General features: G+C 71.1%; 10 protein-coding genes and 3 pseudogenes. 7 read left to right on the plus strand and 6 right to left on the minus strand.

All coding sequences use genetic code 11. The features are described 5' to 3' along the window. Positions 1–8: 8 nt before the first annotated feature. The 4 genes from OIB37_RS01850 to OIB37_RS01865 all read right to left on the minus strand — a co-directional run bounded on the left by OIB37_RS01850 (position 9) and on the right by OIB37_RS01865 (position 4,353). The gene (locus OIB37_RS01850) at positions 9–452 is read right to left on the minus strand and encodes a hypothetical protein (protein WP_330455719.1); all 444 of its coding nucleotides are present in this window, start codon (positions 450–452) and stop codon (positions 9–11) included. A 32-nt stretch (positions 453–484) separates the two neighbouring features. Then, on the minus strand, positions 485–1,846 hold the full coding sequence (locus tag OIB37_RS01855) for an MFS transporter (protein WP_330455720.1): 1,362 nt from the start codon (positions 1,844–1,846) through the stop codon (positions 485–487). Between the two features lie 283 nt (positions 1,847–2,129). Next, the gene (locus tag OIB37_RS01860; protein WP_330455721.1) at positions 2,130–3,056 is read right to left on the minus strand and encodes a fumarylacetoacetate hydrolase family protein; all 927 of its coding nucleotides are present in this window, start codon (positions 3,054–3,056) and stop codon (positions 2,130–2,132) included. Continuing rightward, positions 3,031–4,353 carry an MFS transporter gene (locus OIB37_RS01865; protein ID WP_330455722.1) on the minus strand — a complete coding sequence of 441 codons (1,323 nt, stop codon included), beginning with the start codon at positions 4,351–4,353 and terminating at the stop codon, positions 3,031–3,033. Before OIB37_RS01865 ends, OIB37_RS01860 begins: the two co-directional genes overlap by 26 nt. A gap of 325 nt (positions 4,354–4,678) precedes the next feature. On the opposite strand from OIB37_RS01865, the gene OIB37_RS01870 reads away from it, so the two are divergent. Beyond that, positions 4,679–6,034, plus strand: a complete 1,356-nt coding sequence (locus OIB37_RS01870) for an enolase C-terminal domain-like protein (RefSeq protein ID WP_330455723.1) — start codon at positions 4,679–4,681, stop codon at positions 6,032–6,034. A 4-nt stretch (positions 6,035–6,038) separates the two neighbouring features. Next, complete coding sequence (locus OIB37_RS01875) at positions 6,039–6,764, plus strand: FadR/GntR family transcriptional regulator (RefSeq protein ID WP_330455724.1); 726 nt, start codon at positions 6,039–6,041, stop codon at positions 6,762–6,764. Between the two features lie 209 nt (positions 6,765–6,973). Here the strand turns inward: OIB37_RS01875 and OIB37_RS01880 are convergent, their stop codons facing one another. After that, on the minus strand, positions 6,974–9,244 hold the full coding sequence (locus OIB37_RS01880) for a LuxR C-terminal-related transcriptional regulator (protein WP_330455725.1): 2,271 nt from the start codon (positions 9,242–9,244) through the stop codon (positions 6,974–6,976). Between the two features lie 889 nt (positions 9,245–10,133). Between OIB37_RS01880 and OIB37_RS01885 the strand changes: the two genes are divergently transcribed. From OIB37_RS01885 to OIB37_RS01895, 3 genes and pseudogenes are all read left to right on the plus strand, one after another. Then, positions 10,134–13,379, plus strand: coding sequence for a TIM-barrel domain-containing protein (locus tag OIB37_RS01885; protein ID WP_330455726.1), 3,246 nt, complete (start codon positions 10,134–10,136; stop codon positions 13,377–13,379). Positions 13,380–13,800: 421 nt separating this feature from the next. Continuing rightward, positions 13,801–14,016, plus strand: a pseudogene (locus tag OIB37_RS01890) (AfsR/SARP family transcriptional regulator); the annotation flags it as partial. A 394-nt stretch (positions 14,017–14,410) separates the two neighbouring features. Further along, the gene (locus OIB37_RS01895) at positions 14,411–14,629 is read left to right on the plus strand and encodes a hypothetical protein (RefSeq protein ID WP_330455727.1); all 219 of its coding nucleotides are present in this window, start codon (positions 14,411–14,413) and stop codon (positions 14,627–14,629) included. A gap of 42 nt (positions 14,630–14,671) precedes the next feature. On the opposite strand, the pseudogene OIB37_RS01900 reads toward OIB37_RS01895, so the two are convergent. Continuing rightward, positions 14,672–14,911, minus strand: a pseudogene (locus tag OIB37_RS01900) (NF041680 family putative transposase); the annotation flags it as partial. Between the two features lie 47 nt (positions 14,912–14,958). On the opposite strand from OIB37_RS01900, the pseudogene OIB37_RS01905 reads away from it, so the two are divergent. Both OIB37_RS01905 and OIB37_RS01910 read left to right on the plus strand, forming a co-directional pair. Next, positions 14,959–15,183, plus strand: a pseudogene (locus OIB37_RS01905) (IS5 family transposase); the annotation flags it as partial. Between the two features lie 345 nt (positions 15,184–15,528). Beyond that, entirely contained in the window at positions 15,529–17,073 is a 1,545-nt protein-coding gene (locus OIB37_RS01910; RefSeq protein ID WP_330455728.1) for an AMP-binding protein, read from the plus strand. Positions 17,074–17,324 lie beyond the last annotated feature (251 nt).

Consider the following 17,324-nt stretch of genomic DNA (forward strand, 5'->3'; position numbering starts at 1 on the left):
GCTGGTGCCTATCTGTCTTTCCAGGGCCTGCGCGGGCCGACGAGCAGTCCGGCGAACGGCATCGACGTCACTCGCGGGAACGCTTTCCGACCAGCACAAAGATCATTTGTTCGGCCCCGCGCATCCTGCCATGTGGACCAACGGCAGCGGACGTCAGGCCGTCCGGCCGGGCGGCCCATGAGGCCCTGAGGCTCCGGGACTCCGGGGTTCCGGGACTCCGGGGCCGCGTACTCCGCGAGCAGTACCTCGATGGCTTTTCCGCCGATCAGGTACACCGCGCCGGCGATGGACAGGCCCGGGATCAGCTCGGCGGCATGGGCGATCACGTCGCGGGCGATCTCCATCCCGTCGACCACGCCCCGCAGGGCCTGCTCCCAGCCCGGCGTACCTTCGGAGAAGTAGTGGAACCTGATGTCCGGCGGTTCGGCGGGATCGGCGCCACGCGTCCGCACGCGCGCGGCGTGCGGACGCGCGCTGATGCCGCTCAGCCCTCTCCCGCGGAGGGCGCGGGATCGGTGCGGGCCTCCGGTGCGGAGCCCTGCGGGTCGGTGACGGCGGTCGCGGGGCGTGGCATGAGGAGCAGCGCGGCCATGGCGGCGACGCTGCAGCCGACGATGTACCAGCTGATGTACGTACTCGAACCCGTGTGCTTGAGGATCGCCGCGGCGATGAGCGGCGCGGGGCCGCCCGCGATGACCGAGGCGAGCTGATAGCCGAGGCCGGCCCCGCTGTAGCGCACGTTCGTCCCGAACCCTTCGGCGATGAGCGCGGCCTGGGGGCCGTACTGGACACCGTGGAAGACGAGTGAGAGCACGATCGCGAGGAGGACGAGCCCCGAGCTTCCCGTGTCGAGCAGGGCGTAGTAGGGGAACGCGAACAGCCCGACGCAGCAGATGCCGATCCCGTAGATCAGGCGTCGGCCGAACCGGTCGGAGAGGTGGCCGAAGAGGGGGACGCAGACCAGTCCGACGGCGGCCGCGACGAGCGTGTCGTTCAGCAGGTCGCCCTTGGCGAGCCCGACCTTCTCGGTACCGTAGGTGAGCACGAAGGTGATGAAGAGGTAGAAGGGGGCCTGCTCCGACATCCGGACGAAGGCCGATGTCAGCACCGCGCGGGGCTGGTGCCGCAGCACGTTCCACACGGGGTTGCGGACCACCACACGTTCCTGCTTCACCTCGGTGAAGGCCGGGCTCTCCAGTACCTTCAGCCGTACGTACAGGCCGATGCCGATGAGCACGACGCTGGCGAGGAAGGGCACGCGCCAGCCCCAGTCGTCGAAGTCGTCGCCGGTCGTGGCGTTCATCAGCTTGACCATGCCGGTCGAGGCGAGAAGGCCGAGCGGCACGCCGAGCTGCGGCCAGCTGGCCATCACTCCGCGGCGCCGCCGCGAGCCCCATTCCATGGACATCAGGACCGATCCGCCCCACTCACCGCCGACACCGATGCCCTGGACGACGCGCAGCAGGACGAGGAGCAGGGGCGCGGCGTACCCCAGGGTGGCGTAGCTGGGCAGGAGGCCGATGAGGAAGGTGCTGACACCCATCAGGACGAGGGTGGTCACGAGGGTCGACTTGCGGCCCACCCGGTCGCCGACGTGCCCGAAGATCGCGGCTCCCAGCGGGCGGGCCGCGAAGCCGACGAACTGCGTACCGAAGGATGCCAGCACCCCGGTGTAGGTGGCCTGGCCGGGGAAGAACACGTGGGGGAAGACCAGGGCGGCGGCGGTGCCGTACAGGAAGAAGTCGTACCACTCGATCGCGGTGCCGACCGTGCTGGCGACCGCGGCGCGGCGGCGGTGACGACGCACCGCTCCAGGCGTGGCCGAGGGGGTCTCGTACGTGGTCATCGCGGCTCCGAAAGTAGTTGAACCACTGCACCAGTCAACGAACTCCGGTGAGGTTCCTGGTCCGCCGCGGGTGTGTCAAGGGATAGCGCAGTGATGGGCGGGGCACCGGGTGCTTTCCGATGAAATGATCACGGTGTGGGGGTGCGTGACCCGTGCTCGTCCCCGCGGATGCGTAACGCCTGCTCGTCCCCGCAGACGCGTGACGCGTGCTCGGCCGTGCAGGTGCCGACGAAGGGGAGCGGGAGGGCGGTCGGACTCCCGGTCGGGGCCGCCCTCCGTCGCCCTACGAGCGGTGGGCCGCGCGGATCGAGGGCCGTTCGACCGCCTCGGCCAGCCAGTCCAGGTCGGCCGTGTCGCCTGTCACGGTGTTGCGGAGCACCCCCACCCCGTCGATGCCGATCTCGACCAGGTCACCGGCGTGCAGGGTGAAGCCGATGTCCGGCACGATGCCCGTTCCGGTGGACAGCACGACGCCGTCGGGGAACCGCTGGGAGTGCAGCAGATGGTCCACCAGGGTCTGCGGGGGACGGTGGAACGCGGCCGTGGAGGTGGTCCCTTCGAAGGCCGCCGCGCCGTCGCGCCACACCACGAGGGAGATCTTCAGCGCCTCGGGGTGCGGGACCTCCCACGCGGGAACGATGCCCGAGGACACCGCGGCGCTGCCGGCGTAGATCTTCGCCTGCGGAAGGTAGAGCGGGTTGTCGCCCTCGATGGAGCGCGAACTGACGTCGTCGACGACGACGTAACCCACCGTCTCACCAGAGTGGTTGACGACCAGGCCCAGTTCGGGTTCGGGGACGTTGAGCGGAGAGTCGTCCCGTACGGCGATCGGTTCGCCGTCGGTGACCACCCGCCACGGCACCGACTTGAAGAAGAGTTCGGGTCGTCCGGCGTCGTAGACCCGTTCGTAGACGGACTGCTCGGTGCTCTCCTCGACGCGGGCCTCGCGGGAGCGCTCGTAGGTGACACCCGCGGCCCACAGTTCCATCCGCCCGTCCAGCGGGGGCAGCAGGAGCACCTCTCCCCCGTCGGTGTCCGCGGCGGGGCGGGCCGCGGTGGCCTCGACGAGGGCGCGCAGGTTCGCGGCGGGCAGGCGCAGCAGGTCCGCCACCCGGGGCGCGCCCGCGAACTCGCGTATGCCGCCCGCCTCGTCGGTGATTCCGGTACGGACGGCTCCGGTGCCGTCAGCGAAGCGCACGATGCGCGTCATCGGAAGTCCTCTCCTTGTGGGTCCGCGATGCCTGTCCGACCCAGTGAAAGGTCGTGACGACCACGGCGCCGACGGCCACGATCGCGGCCACGGCGTACAGTCCGCCGGCGCCCGAGCCGGTGCCCGACTCGATGACGCCCATGAGATAGGGGCCGAGGAAACCGCCGAGGTTCCCGAAGCCGGAGATCAGCGCGATGGTGCCGGCCATCTGGGCGCCGGACAGGATCGTGGGCGGCACCGTCCAGAACACCGGCTGTGCGCCGAGGAACCCGAAGGCGGCGACGCACAGCGCGGCGACCGCGGGCACCGGCGGCAGGAGGACCGCGCCGGTCAGACCGGCCACGGTCAGCAGCAGCGCGAGCCGCAGCGGCCCCCGACGGTCGCCGGTGCGGTCCGAGAACCACGGCAGGATCAGCACGCCGGCCAGGGCGAACACCCACGGCAGGGCCGAGACGAAACCAATTCCGACGTCGCCGAGTCCGTCGATGCGGCCGACGAGGGCAGGCAGCCAGAACGTCACGCCGTACACGCCGATCTGGATGGCGAAGTAGACGTACATCAGTCTGAGGACCCGGCTGTCGCCGATGATGTCGCGGATGCGCCGGGGCGACGCGGCGGCGTCCGGCCGGTCCTCGTCGAGACGCGCGGCGAGCAGTCGCTTCTCCTCGGCGTCGAGCCAACGGGCCTGCTCGGGGCGGTCGGTGAGCAGCCAGGGCACGGCGAGCGCGAGCAGCACGGTCGGCGCGCCTTCCAGGACGAACATCCACTGCCAGCCGTCCAGGCCCGCCAGCCCGTGCAGCCCGATCAGCCAGCCGCCGACCGGGTTGCCGATGATGCTGGCCACGGCCACGGCCGCCTGGAACATCCCGGTGGCCCTGCCTCGTTCGGCGGCCGGGAACCAGTAGGTGAGGTAGAGGATCACGCCGGGGAAGAAGCCGGCCTCGGCCACGCCGAGCAGGAAACGCAGCAGATAGAAGGTGGCGGGGCTGGAGACCAGCGCCATCGAGCAGGACAGCAGCCCCCAGACGAACATCAGCGCGGCGAGCCAGCGGCGCGCGCCGAAGCGGTGCAGCACGAGGTTGGACGGCACCCCCAGCAGGGCGTAGCCGAGGAAGAAGACGCCGGCTCCGAAGCCGTACGCGGCCGCGTCGATGCCGGCGTCGGTGGCGAGATGGGTTTTGACGAGGGCGACGTTCGTGCGGTCCAGAAAGCTCAGCACGAACATCAGGAACAGTGGCGGGAGCAGACGGCCGGCGACTTTCCGGCGCACGCCCTCCGCGGTGACGACCGCGTTCACGGGACCTCCCTGCGGCTCAGACATCTGACCGCTGGACCGTAGAAGGCGAGCAACCTCCCTGACAAGACACGTACGTTCAGCAATTTTTCCATAGGGCACGGTCTGGTCTTCGCGGCAGACATCTGACATCTTGAGCGCCGTAAGGCCTCGCACCCCGAATCTCGTACCCCGGGTCTCGTATCCGGGATCTCGTTTCCGGGATCTCGAATCCGGGGCCCCGGATCCGTACGGCCGGCGTGATGTGGCGTGCGTGCCGCGCGGGGTCGTGAGGCAGCGGGCGTACCCGTGCGCCCGCACGGCGTCCCATGGACAGGAGTGAGTGCCGATGACCGCTCGTATCGTCGACGTCGAGACGATCGACCTCCGCTTCCCGACCTCGCTGGACCTCGACGGCTCGGACGCGATGAACGAAGCCCCCGACTACTCCGCCGCGTACGTGGTGCTGCACGTCGACGGCCACGACGACGGCCCGGTCGACGGCGCGGATACGGCCGTCGGCGTCACCGAGGGCCACGGTTTCACCTTCACCATCGGACGCGGCAACGAGCTCGCCCTGCAGGCCGCCCGCGCGATCGGTGAGCGGGCCGTCGGTATGTCCGTCGACGAGATCGTCCATGACCTGGGCGGCTTCTCGCGCCACCTGCTCGGCGACAGCCAGCTGCGCTGGATCGGCCCGGACAAGGGGGCGATCCACCTCGGTACGGCCGCCGTCGTCAACGCCGCCTGGGACCTGGCCGCCAAGCGCGCGGGCAAGCCGGTGTGGAAGCTGCTCGCCGACATGACCCCGCGGCAGATCGTCGACCTCGTCGACTGGCGCTATCTGAAGGACGCGCTCACCCCCGAGGCCGCCGTGGAGATGCTGGAGTCCCGGGCGTCCGGGCGTGCGGAGCGCGAGGCGTACGTCAGGGCGCACGGCTACCCCGCCTACACCACCAGCGCGGGCTGGCTCGGCTACGACGACGCGAAGCTCGCCCGCCTCTGCCACGAGGCCGTCGCGCAGGGCTGGGACGCGGTCAAGCTCAAGGTGGGCGCCGATCTCCAGGACGACATACGGCGCTGCCGGATCGCCCGCGACATCATCGGGCCGTCCCGGCGGCTGATGATCGACGCCAACCAGACCCTGGGGGTGGAGGAGGCCATCGCCTGGGCGGAGGCTCTCGCCGAGTTCGACATCTGGTGGTTCGAGGAGCCCACCAGCCCGGACGACATCCTGGGCCATGCCGCGATCGCCCAGCGCATCGGCCCCACCCACGTCGCCACCGGCGAACACGCCCACAACGCGGTCATGTTCAAGCAGTTCCTGCAGGCCAAGGCGATCGGCATCTGCCAGATCGACGCGTGCCGGCTCGGCGGGGTGAACGAGGCCGTCGCCGCCCTGCTGCTCGCCGCCGCGCACGACGTTCCGGTCTGCCCGCACGCGGGCGGGGTCGGCCTGTGCGAGCTGGTCCAGCATCTGTCGATCTTCGACTACGTCGCGGTCAGCGGCTCCATGGAGAACCGCGTAGTCGAGTACGTCGACCACCTCCACGAGCACTTCCACGACCCGGTCCGTGTCCGGGGCGCCCGGTACCTGGTGCCCGAGGCGCCCGGCTACAGCGCACAGATCCGCCGCGACACCCTGCGGACCTACCGCTACCCCGACGGCCCCGTCTGGAGCACGCGGCGCCCGGTGGGAGACTGACCCCATGCCGACCAAGCCAGACGCGGGTGCGGACGGCGGCAGCGTCGTCGACGTGGCGATCAGCCGCCTGAAGAAGCGCATCGAGACCGGCGAGTTCAAGCCGGGACACCGCCTCCCCCCGGAGGCGGTGCTCGCCGCCGAGCTCGCACTCTCCCGGCCCTCGCTGCGCGAGGCCGTCCGCGCCCTCGCCATGGCCGGCGTCCTGGACGTGCGCCGCGGCGACGGCACGTTCGTCACGGACCTCCGCCCCGACCGGCTGGTGAGCGCCATCGGCAGCTTCCTCGACCTGGCCAACGACACCGGCCTCGGCGAGATGCTCGAATGCCGCAAGGTCCTGGAGCCCGGCGCCACCGCGCTCGCCGCCACCCGCATCGACGAGGCCGCCCTCGACGACCTGCTGGAGCGGATCGAGCGCATGCGCACCCTCCAGGATCCGGAGGAACTGGTCCACGAGGACCTGGCCTTCCACGGCGCGGTGGTCGCGGCGACGGGCAACCTGACGCTGGAGTCCCTGGTCTCCTCCGTGACGCACCGCACGGCGCGGGCCCGTATCTGGCGGGCCCTGGTCAAGTCCGACGTGCTGGACTGGACACATCAGCAGCACATGGACATCTACGAGGCGCTGCGTGCCCGCGACAGCCTCGGTGCCTTCGCCGCGGCCAGCCGCCATGTCAACGCCGTGGACACCTGGGTGCGTACACGGCTCGAAGGACTGCGGGAAGAGGCCTGAGCGCGGGGCGACGCGCGTTCCCGGGCCACGTTTCTCGCCGCCGCGGACGGGGGTTCGTACGATCCCCCGTCCGAGCCGGGTCGGCGTCCGAGCCGGGTCGCCGTGTGACCGGGTCGGCGCGTGGCCGGGTAGCCGTGTGACCGTCGATCCCCTCGTCCGAGCCGCGTCGCAGTGTGGCCGGCTCACCGCTCCGGCGCGGGGCGTGGCCGCTATCCGGCCGGGCTCGTGTCCCGGCAGCGCTCCTGCGAGATCAGCGCGGCGATCTGTGACCGGGAGGAGAACCCGAGCTTGGCGAGGATGTGCTCCACGTGCGCGTCGGCCGTACGCTTGGAGATCACCAGCTGCTCGGCGATCTCCCGGTTCGTCATGCCCTTGGCGATCAGGGTGGCGACCTCACGCTCGCGTTGCGTGAGGCCGTTGCTTCCGGACGGCCTGGGCTGTGCGGGGATGTCGGGGGGCAGGTCGTCGCGCGACAGGGCGAAGGCGACCAGTTGCTCCCTCGGCAGCCGGGCTCCCTGGCGGCGCAGCCGCTCCAGCTGCAGGTCACCGAGCGCGTCCTCGGCGGCCCTGAGTGCCTGTTCGTGCAGTTCCGTCAGCAGCGGATTGCCCAGCGCTCGCCGCCGGTCCAGCAGGTCGTACGGTGCGTCCACGCCGCCGAGGATGACAGCGGCGCGGTGGTGGCGCCCCTGGGCGACGGCCGTCCAGGCGACGGCGTCCAGGGTGACGCCCAGGTCCAGTACGCCGTCGCGGAGGTCGTGCAGTTCCACGGCCCGCCGGCCCGTCCGCTCGGCCGCCTCGGCATCCCCGGCGGCCAGGTGGGCGACGGTCAGGTAGCCGTGCGCACAGCCCTGGATGTAGCTGTCCGTACGGTCGTCGGCGACCAGCCCCGTCAGGTCCCCCAGGACGGCGAGCGCGCCTTCCGTCCGGCCGCCGAGCGCATACGCCATGCCCAGGCGCAGGTTGGCCACCGCCAGGTCCAGTTCCGTGCCGACTCGGCGCAGTTCGTCCAAGGCGACGGTGAGCTCGGCCACCGCCTCGTCGCATTCGCCGAGGAAGGCCGACGCCTGGCCCGAACACAACCGGGCGAGCGCGATCAGTCGCGGGTCCGCAAGGTGTTCGGCCTGTTCCCGCATCTCGCGGGCCAGCCTCCGCGCGGTGGCCGGGTCACCCTGGAGTGCGGCGAAGGTGGAGGCCCACTGCAGTGCCCGTACCCGCTCGGGGGACACCTCCCGCTGCTGGGCCAGGGCCAGTTCCAGCCAGTGGGACGCCTCGGCGGGCTGTCCGCCGCACAGCCAGTACGGCCACATCGCCGAGGCCATCGACAGCAGGTCACCGTCCGCCTGGGCGTACTCCAGGGCGGCGCGGAGATTGTCGTGCTCGGGCAGCAACGCCCGGTGCAGACGCGCCTGATCGGGGCTCAGGAACCGTTCCTCCAACTGCCGCAACCGGCTCCGGTAGTAGGCGGTCAGCCGGTGCCGTACAGCGGCGGTCTCGTCGAGCTCCGCCAGCCAGTCGGCGCCGAACTCGCGGATGGTGTCGAGCAGTTGATAGCGGTTGTCCAGCCGTACCACCACGGACTTGTCCACCAGGCCGATCAGCGGGTCCACCACGGCGTCGGTGGGCAGTTGAAGATCCGTGCACACGGACTCCACCGCCCCGAGGTCGAAGGTACCCGCGAAGACCGACAGGCGGGCCCACAGCAGCCGTTCCGTCGGCGAGCACAGTTCATGGCTCCAGCCGATGGTGGTACGCAGCGTCTGGTGCCTCGGAAGCACCGACTTCCGGCCGCCGTTGAGGATCGCGAAGCTGTCGTTGAGGCGCGCGGCCAGTTGCTCCAGCGGCAGCGCCCGCAGCCGTACGGCGGTCAGCTCGATGGCGAGCGGAATCCCGTCGAGGCGGCGGCAGAGCGCGGCGGCGAGCACGCGCTGGCTGTCGGTGAGCCGGAAGCCGGGAACGGCCACTGCCGCGCGCTGCTCGAACAGCTCCAGCGCGTCTCCCCCCTCGCCGCCCTCGGGCAGTCCCAGCGGCGTCACGGGCAGTACGTATTCGCCGGGGATGTCGAGGGCCTGCCGGCTGGTGGCCAGGACCTTCAGGCCGGGGGCCTGGGACAGCAGGAGGTCGGCCAGCAGGGCGCAGGCGTCGACGAGATGCTCGCAGGTGTCGAGAACGAGGAGCAGCTCGGCATCGGCGACGTGCTCGATGACCGAGTCGATCGGCGACCTGCCCGTCCGGGCCGGCAGCCCCAGCGCTTCGGCGACCACGCCCGGCAGCAGGTCGGGGTCCTTCAGGCCGGAGAGTTCGGCCAGGCGCACCCCGTCGGGGAAGTCCGCGGCCGCCTCGGTGGCGGCCCGCAGCGCCAGCCGGCTCTTGCCGACCCCTCCGGGGCCGGCCAGCGTGAGCAGCCGGGCCTGCTTCAGCAGCTGCCGGATCTCCTCCAGTTCATCGAGTCGGCCGACGAAGCTGGTCAGTTCGGCCGGCATCTGTCCAGGGCGCCGCCATGAGGACCCCAACTGCACGTGTACCCCCCGTAGTCACCTTCCGCGTACGCGACGTGTCCGAGGGTAGCGGCCTTTCCATGCCTTCCACCGGTCCTTTCGCCAGGCTCCGCCACCGCGCCGGGTCGTGGACGTGTGCGAGCGGCCCGGCGGGGTGCCGCCCGCCATGCCACGGACACCGGCGGACGAAGCGTCGTCCGAGGAGGGAACGACGCCCCGTCCGGAGGAGAGCGACGTGCCTTCCGGAGGAGAGCGACGTGCGGCTGCCCAGCCGACCAGGGCAGCCGCACACGCCCGCGCCACCGGGAAGCGGGACCGCACCGGACGCCTTTCTCATGACAGCCGTGGGGATGACCAGCATCGACGGCGTCCGGACCGTTCCGCCCCCGGGCGGCAGAAAGACCTTCGCAGGCTGTACGGAGTTCCCGCATCTGTAGTCGACCGAGATCGGTATGCGTATGTGGCGGGCCGGGCGAGTGCGGCATGCGTACGTATGCGGCAGTGGAGAGTGGGCGCGCCACCGCTCACCGACCACCGGTCACCACCCACCACCCACCGGTCCTGCCTGACGGGAACGGCTGATTCGCGTTCTTTCGCGTCCTCGAGTCACTCCCCCGGTCCACCGGGTCCGCCATCGCCGCCCCTCAACTCCCGTGACAACGATGTCTGTTACGGCTGTGGACACCGTGAAGTCGGCGTGGTCTCATGCCTGCAGCCCGCCTTTACAACGTTGTAGGCGTGCCCGCAGGCAAGTGCAGTCGTCTCCTCATGTCCGTTGCGCTCACCAGAGTGCCGCTGTCCCAGGATGGAGCGTGCCGTGCGACCCCCCTTCTCCAGAACTCCGCGCCCGCGCCGCACACGTACCCTCGGCCTGATGCTGGCCTGTACGTCGGTGGCACTCAGTCTGGCCTGCGCCGATGTGGCGGCCGCGGGCACCCCGGGCGACCGGTCGGGCCGCCCCGCGACGGTGACCGTGGCCGACGCCCGCTTCGAGGTGCTGTCACCGACCCTGATCCGTACCGAGTACGCCGGAGACGGCCGGTTCGAGGACAGCGCCACGTTCAACGCGATCGGCCGGAACGCCTTCACGCCACGCCCCTCCTACACCTCGACCGTGAAGGACGGCGTCCTGACCCTCACCACCAGCGCCCTGACCCTGCGCTACCAGGTGGGTTCCGGACCGTTCGACGCACACAACCTGACCGTCCAACTCACCGCGGGCCAGAACCCGGTGCTGGCCGCGCCCTGGCGACGCTCCTCGTGCACGCTCGGGACGCTGTGCGAGGCGGAGGACCAGGCGTACGACGGTCCCGGCATCGCCGTGGACCACCCGGGGTTCACCGGCAAGGGCTTCCTCGCGGGCTTCGAGGTCGACAACAACTCCCTGTCCACCGATGTGCGGGCGCCGGCGGCGGGCACGTACGACTTCGCCGTGCGGTACGCCAACTCGGCCGGCAGCGACGGCCGGCACGAGACCCGCACGCTCAGCCTCGCCGTGGACGGGGGCGCCGAACGGAAGGTGAGCCTGCCGGAGACGGCCGACTGGAACACCTGGGCCGTGACCCGCGTACCCCTGGCGGTCGGAGCCGGCCCGCACACCGTGCGGCTGCGCCGCGCCGCGGCCGACTCCGGGAGTGTCAACATCGACAGCACCGCCCTGGTCGGGTCCGGTGCGCCGTACCCGTCCAGGGCGGAGACGGCCGCTCCCGGCTGCCGGTTCGGCACGAGCTGCGAGGCCGAGGACGCGTCCACGGCGGGTACCGCCGTGATCGCGACCGACCACCAGGGGTACTCCGGCGACGGATTCACCGCCGAACTCAACAAGGGCGCCCAGCTCTCGGACCGGATCGTGGGCGTGCCCCAGGACGGCACCTACCTGCTGCATCTGCGCTACGCCAACGGCACGGGCGGCGACGGTCTGCACCAGACGCGCGACGTGACGGTCGGTACCGGGGACGGCACGACCCGCGCCCTCTCCCTGCCGCCGACCGACGACTGGGACACGTGGAAGTCGGCTTCCGTACCGGTGGAGTTGAAGGCGGGCGACAATCGGATCACCCTGAACTGCCCGGAGTCCGCCGCCTGTCACGTCAACGTGGACACCCTCGCGCTGACGCCCGCGACGGACACCGCCCCCGCCCCGCACCTGGCCCTGGGCGGCTACCGGCGCAGTCTCGACGGATTCAACGGCGAGGGCGGGGCGACGCCCCGGACCGCGCCCGGGCTGCTGCACCGGGACGGCTGGTACCTGCTGGACGACACGACGTCCGCCGTCTACGACACGGACACCGAGAAGGCCGGCCCCCGTCCGTCCCACGCCGGCGCGCCCTACCAGGACGGCTACCTCTTCGGCTTCGGACACGACTACCGGCAGGGCCTGTCCGACCTCGCCACGCTGACCGGTCCCCCGCAGCTCCTGCCCCGCTGGGCCTACGGCGTCTGGTACTCGGAGTACATCGACCGCACGGCGAACGACTACGAGAACACCATCCTGCCCGCGTTCCGCGCCGCCGGCGTGCCTCTGGACGTTCTCGTCACCGACACCGACTTCAAGTCCCCCAACACCTGGAGCGGATGGAACTTCGATCCCGCCAAGTACCCTGATCCCAAGGGGTTCTTCGACTGGTCGGCGGCACAGGGACTGCACAACACCCTGAACGTGCACCCGAGCATCCTCGACTCCGACCCCCAGTTCGCGACGGCGCAGGCCACCGCCAAGGGCAAGCTGCGCAAGGGCGGATGCTCGTCCGCCGGGGGCGCCGCCTGCTACACCTTCGACTTCGCGGACCCCGACCAGCTCGACGCCTACCTCGCCCTCCACCGGCCGATGGACGCGGCGGGCAACGACTTCTGGTGGCTGGACTGGTGCTGCGACGCCTCACGGTCCTCGCGGGCCGGAGTCACCCCTGACGCCTGGATCAACCAGAAGTACGCCGACCTCACGGCCGAGACCAGTGGACGGGGATTCGTCCTGTCCCGTGCCTACGGCTCCCTCCAGGCGGGCGGATACAGCGGCGGGGTCGGACTGCCCACGGGGCCCTGGGCCGACAAGAGGACCACGCTCCACTTCACCGGCGACACCGCGTCGACCTGGGGCACCCTGCGCGCCGAAGTCGGCTACACACCAGGCGAGTCCGCCGCCACCGGCATGTCGGCCATCAGCCACGACATCGGCGGCCACAACGACGGGTTCGGCATCCCCGGCGCGGAGACCTACACCTCCGACGGCCGCTCCCACCGCACCACGAAGCTGCCCGACGACCTGTACGCGCGCTGGGTGCAGTTCGGCACCTTCCAGCCGGTCGACCGCCTCCACAGCAACCACAGCGACCGGCTCCCCTGGCAGTACGGCCCCGACGCGCGGAAGTCCGCCGAGAAGTTCCTCAAGCTGCGCGAGGCACTCGTGCCGTACACCTACACCCTGGCCCAGCAGGCCGGCACCACGGGCGTTCCCGTCGTACGGCCGCTCTACCTCGACCACCCGGAGGAGGAGAGCGCCTACGACAGGTCCGGCAGCGAGTACCTGTACGGGCCCGACCTCCTGGTGGCACCGGTCACCACGCCGGGCGCCCAGGCCACCACGTCGGTGTGGTTCCCGCCGGGCCGGTGGACGGACTACTTCACCGGGCGCACGTACACGGCGGGCCCCGGCGGAGCCACCGCCGACGTGTCGAGCACGCTGGACACGATGCCGGTCTTCGTCCGCGCGGGCGGCGTGATCGCCACGCGGACCGGTGACACGTCCGGCGACACCCGCAGCCCGCTGACCAAGGCCGGCGTCACTGTGGGCACCGGCGCACCCGGCACCTTCACGCTCTACGAGGACGACGGGGTGAGCCCGGTCTCGAAGCGTGCGGCGACCACCAAAATCCGCTACACCGAGCACGGCGGCGACCACCGCGTGCGCATCGGACCGGCCAAGGGCTCCTTCCACGGCCAGGTGACCCGCCGCCAGTGGACCGTCTCCTTCGCCGGGACGGAACAGCCACCGGCCCAGGTGACGGCGGACGGCACGCGCCTGAAGGCCTCGGCCTGGCACTGGGACCCCGACACCCACGTCCTGCGGGTCACGTTGCCGTCGTCCGGCATCCGCGAGGCGGTGACGGTCGGCTACCGGTAACGGCCGGCGCAACCAGCCTGGGGGCCTGCGCACCGACCTCGGCGCGCAGGCCCTACGGATTGCCCGTCCCCTCACCCTCCGCTGAGGGGACGCACGTCCCACGCTGTGCGCGCCCCGTCAGCGGCAGGCGATCACGTTTCGGCCGGCCCGCTCCACGTGAGCGCTCTTGCGGCTGCGCGCGGTAGTGGAAGCCCGCCGCACTGACCGGCCGAGCCGCGTACATCGGCGACGGGGACTGGGGAACAGAGGCAACGGGAGAAGTGGAGGGGGTGAAAGCAGCAGGGGAAGCAGAGCGAGCCGGGAGAGCGGTTGGCCGCCGGGGGCACCGCACTGCACCTGCGGTCAAGTGCCCCCACAGCAGGCCGAGTCGGGCCAGGGCGGCCCCTCGGAGGGGTGCCGGCCGGCATGGCAAAATCAGCGGGTGCAGATCGGGATGCTGGGCCCATTCGAAGTGCGCACGGACGACGGCGGCATGGCCGACGTGCCGGGGGCGCGGCTGCGCGGACTCCTGATCGCCCTCGCGCTCAAACCGGGTCACGTGGTCCCGAAGGCGTCGCTCGTCGACTGGATCTGGGGTGAGCACCCGCCCACGGATACGGCGAACGCCCTGCAGCGCTTGGTTTCCCGGCTGCGGAAGGTATCTGCGCGCCGAGCTGACGAGTTTCGTCGGCCGGGAGACACGGCCACTGCCACGGCCGCTGACACGCCGTCCGGCTGCCCGGCATCCCGTCCCGGCTGACGGGCGAAACCCGGAACCGTATCCTCGCCACCAAGGACTGCGCCCGCATCGCCCTCGCTCCCTCCAGGACGGTTCGAGGAACCACCGGCCCGGCCGACCGCCCCGCCCGCCGGCGCCGTCGGCCGGATGCGGTCGGCGGATTCGGCGCTCGCCCCGCGGTGCCCGCCTTGGGAACATGTCCGTTCCGGCTCGTGCCCAGGAGGTCCGCGGTGAGTCTTCGTGAGCTGCAGCAGCAGGCGTTGCGCATACATGATCTGTACGACGAACTGAACCGCCGGGAGCGGGGCCGGACGTGGACCTGGTCCTCCTGGACGCCGACGTCGCCGGCCTCGTACAGAGGGAACTGAATGGCGGACTCGACGACAGCGGCATCGCGCACCTGTGGGGCTGCATCGCCGACCTCGACAAGATCGTGCCCCTGATCGACGAGGAGTACTGCGCCTCCTACTTTGCGAAACTTCGGACGTTGGCCCAGGTCGCAGCAGCGCCCTACATCCCCACCGCGATCTGACCACCGGGGTTGAAACAGAATCGGGGTTTCCCACGACCCCTGTCAGGGTCTGGTTCGGTCCCGTTCGATCAGGCTCTCTGGGCGTTTGGCGGTTTTGTCCACTTCGTAGCGGGTGGCGGGCTGCTTGTTCTTCGAGCCGAGTGGCCGGCCTGGTCCAGGCCGCGACGGTTTCGGCGCACGGGCCGGACAGGGCGAGTGAACCCGGAGGCTCCGAAACCCCCGCCGGACGCGAGCGGGGGTGAGTCGGCTGGGCTCTGCCGGCCGCTCCCAGGGCCGGCGAAGGTGACCATCCACGTCCAGCGGTTACCTTCGTGCTGTTCAGGCGCCTCCACTTCGCCAAGTGGGCGGACGAGGGCATGTTCGCATAGCTGGACGGCTTGCTCCGGCAGCTCCTGCGGGCGAAGGAGGGGCGGCATGCCGAGCCGTCGGCCTGTGTGATTGACACCCGGAGCGTCCCGACCTCCACCGGCGTCCCGACCTCCACCAGCGTCCCCGCCGCCGGCACCAGCCTCTTGAACCAGGTCGCGGCCGAACACCCCGGCATCCGCGAGGTGTAGGCCGACGGCGGCTGCCGTCAGCACCTCGTCGAGCACACGGCCACCCTCGTCCGCACCTGTCGTCGCTGGTGAGCGGGGGTGCGTCCGATCCGCGGCGGTCGTCGGCCGCGGAGGGAATGGCCGAATTTCGACGATGACAGGCCGCCGGATTGGTGCTGCCCGAACCGACGTCCTACAGTCGATCTTGGTTGGCCTAGGCAACCTTTACCCAGGTACAGGCCACCACTCGCGGAGCCGAGGCGGCATGACCCGAGTCATGCGACACCCCGCTCCCGTCCCCCCACAGAACAGCAACAACGCGCCGGCCCGCGAACGAGGCGTGCCGGCCCAGGAGGACCGCAAATGCCCGATGTCGCCCCACACTTCCGAAGCCATGTGGAGGACATCCTCGACGCCCTGCGGGAGAACCCCGACCGCGAGGCGCTGGTGTACGGCAACCGCCGTGTCACCGCTGGAGAGTTCCGCGACCTGACGCACCGGATGGCCTGGGCCATGCAGGCCCAGGGAATCGAGCGCGGACAGACCGTCACCCTGCTCAGCGGCAACCTGCCGGAGGCGATCGCCGTACGGTACGCCGCCAACCTGATCGGCGCTCAGGTCAATCACCTCTACAGCAAACTCTCCGCCGACGTACAGGCCGCCATCGTCGAGGACGTCGAGACCCGGGCGCTCGTCGTCGATCCCCGGATGGCCGGCCGGGCCGCCGAGATCGCCGAGTCCGTGCCGGTCAAGTCGGTGCTGGCGCTCGGCCCGTGCGACATCGCCGAGGACCTGACCGCGCTCGCCGACGCCGGGTCCGGCGAGCCGTTCCCGAGCCAGGCGGAGCCGGACGACATATGCGGCATCCGCCACACCGGCGGCACCACCGGTCACCCGAAGGGCATCTGCACCACCTACCGTCAGGTGCAGGAGCTGCGCTCGGTCCGCCCGGTCAGCGGTGACGAGGCCATGGCGACCCGTCAGCTCGTCGCCACCACCATCGCCCACGCGGCCGGCCTGCTCGCCGACGCCGTGCTGGAGACCGGCGGCACGGTGGTCCTCCTCGACGACTTCGAGCCCGGAGAGGTGCTCAGGACCATCGAGCGCGAGCGCATCTCCCACATGTGGCTGCTGCCGCCCCTGCTCTACCAGCTGCTCGACCACCCGGACATGGAGCACACCGACACCTCCGCACTGCGCCAGGTCCTCTACGGCGGCTGCCAGGCCTCCCCGGCCCGGATCGCCGACGCCGTGCGGCGCCTGGGCCCGGTGCTGATGCAGGGGTACGGCCAGAACGAGGGCGGCATCTTCAGCATCCTGTCCACCGACGACCACGACCCGGACAACCCCGCGCGGCTGCGCACCGCCGGACGGATCCTGCCGGGCGTCGAGGTGGAGATCCGCGACGAGGACGGCAACGTCCTCCCCGACGGCGAGCACGGCGAGATCTGCGTCCGCTCCGCCATGGTCATGCAGGGCTACTGGAAGCAGCCGCAGCTCACCGCGGAGGTTCTCCGGGACGGCTGGCTGCACACGGGGGACGTCGGTTTCCGCGACGGCGAGGGCTACCTGACCGTGGTGGACCGCCTCAAGGACATGATCGTCGTGGTCGGCGGCCACGTGTACACCACGGAGCTGGAGGACCTGCTCAACAGCCACCCGGACGTCCGGCAGAGCGCTGTCTTCGGCGTGCGCGACGAGGACCGCATGGAGCAGGTGCACGCCGCCGTGCTGCTCGCCCCCGGCGCCACCACCAGCGCCGACGAGCTGCGCGCGATGGTGCGCGCGGAGCGCGGCGCGATGTACGAGCCGGCCCGCATCACCTTCCCCGCCGAGCTGCCCCTCACCGACGTGGGCAAGCCCGACAAGAAGGAGCTGCGCCGCCGCGCCACGGCCCACGCGGCCTGACCCGCGCCGTCCGCCCATTCGTCCGTCCCGGATCCGCACGTGATCCGGGACGGACGGACGAGGGGTGCCAGCGCGGAACATGCCGCCCAGTGGAGCAATCCCCGGTGTGCCGGGAGCGCGGGGACCAGGCTGGTGCTCTTGTCGAGGTCATGTGACAGGAGTCCCGTGTGCCCAGCCCGTCCAGGCCGAACCCTCAGGCATGCCGTCCGCCGGCGCTCGCAGCCCGCGGCGCGGTCGCGTCCGGTACGACG

It is taken from the genome of Streptomyces sp. NBC_00820 (assembly GCF_036347055.1).
Lineage (GTDB): Bacteria > Actinomycetota > Actinomycetes > Streptomycetales > Streptomycetaceae > Streptomyces.

Excerpts from the sequence above, each read along its gene's own strand:
- OIB37_RS01855 (WP_330455720.1), bottom strand. The coding sequence starts at position 1,846 with ATGACCACGTACGAGACCCCCTCGGCCACGCCTGGAGCGGTGCGTCGT.
- OIB37_RS01860 (WP_330455721.1), bottom strand. The coding sequence starts at position 3,056 with ATGACGCGCATCGTGCGCTTCGCTGACGGCACCGGAGCCGTCCGTACC.
- OIB37_RS01870 (WP_330455723.1), top strand. The coding sequence starts at position 4,679 with ATGACCGCTCGTATCGTCGACGTCGAGACGATCGACCTCCGCTTCCCG.
- OIB37_RS01875 (WP_330455724.1), top strand. The coding sequence starts at position 6,039 with ATGCCGACCAAGCCAGACGCGGGTGCGGACGGCGGCAGCGTCGTCGAC.
- OIB37_RS01880 (WP_330455725.1), bottom strand. The coding sequence starts at position 9,244 with ATGCCGGCCGAACTGACCAGCTTCGTCGGCCGACTCGATGAACTGGAG.
- OIB37_RS01885 (WP_330455726.1), top strand. The coding sequence starts at position 10,134 with ATGCTGGCCTGTACGTCGGTGGCACTCAGTCTGGCCTGCGCCGATGTG.
- OIB37_RS01910 (WP_330455728.1), top strand. The coding sequence starts at position 15,529 with ATGCCCGATGTCGCCCCACACTTCCGAAGCCATGTGGAGGACATCCTC.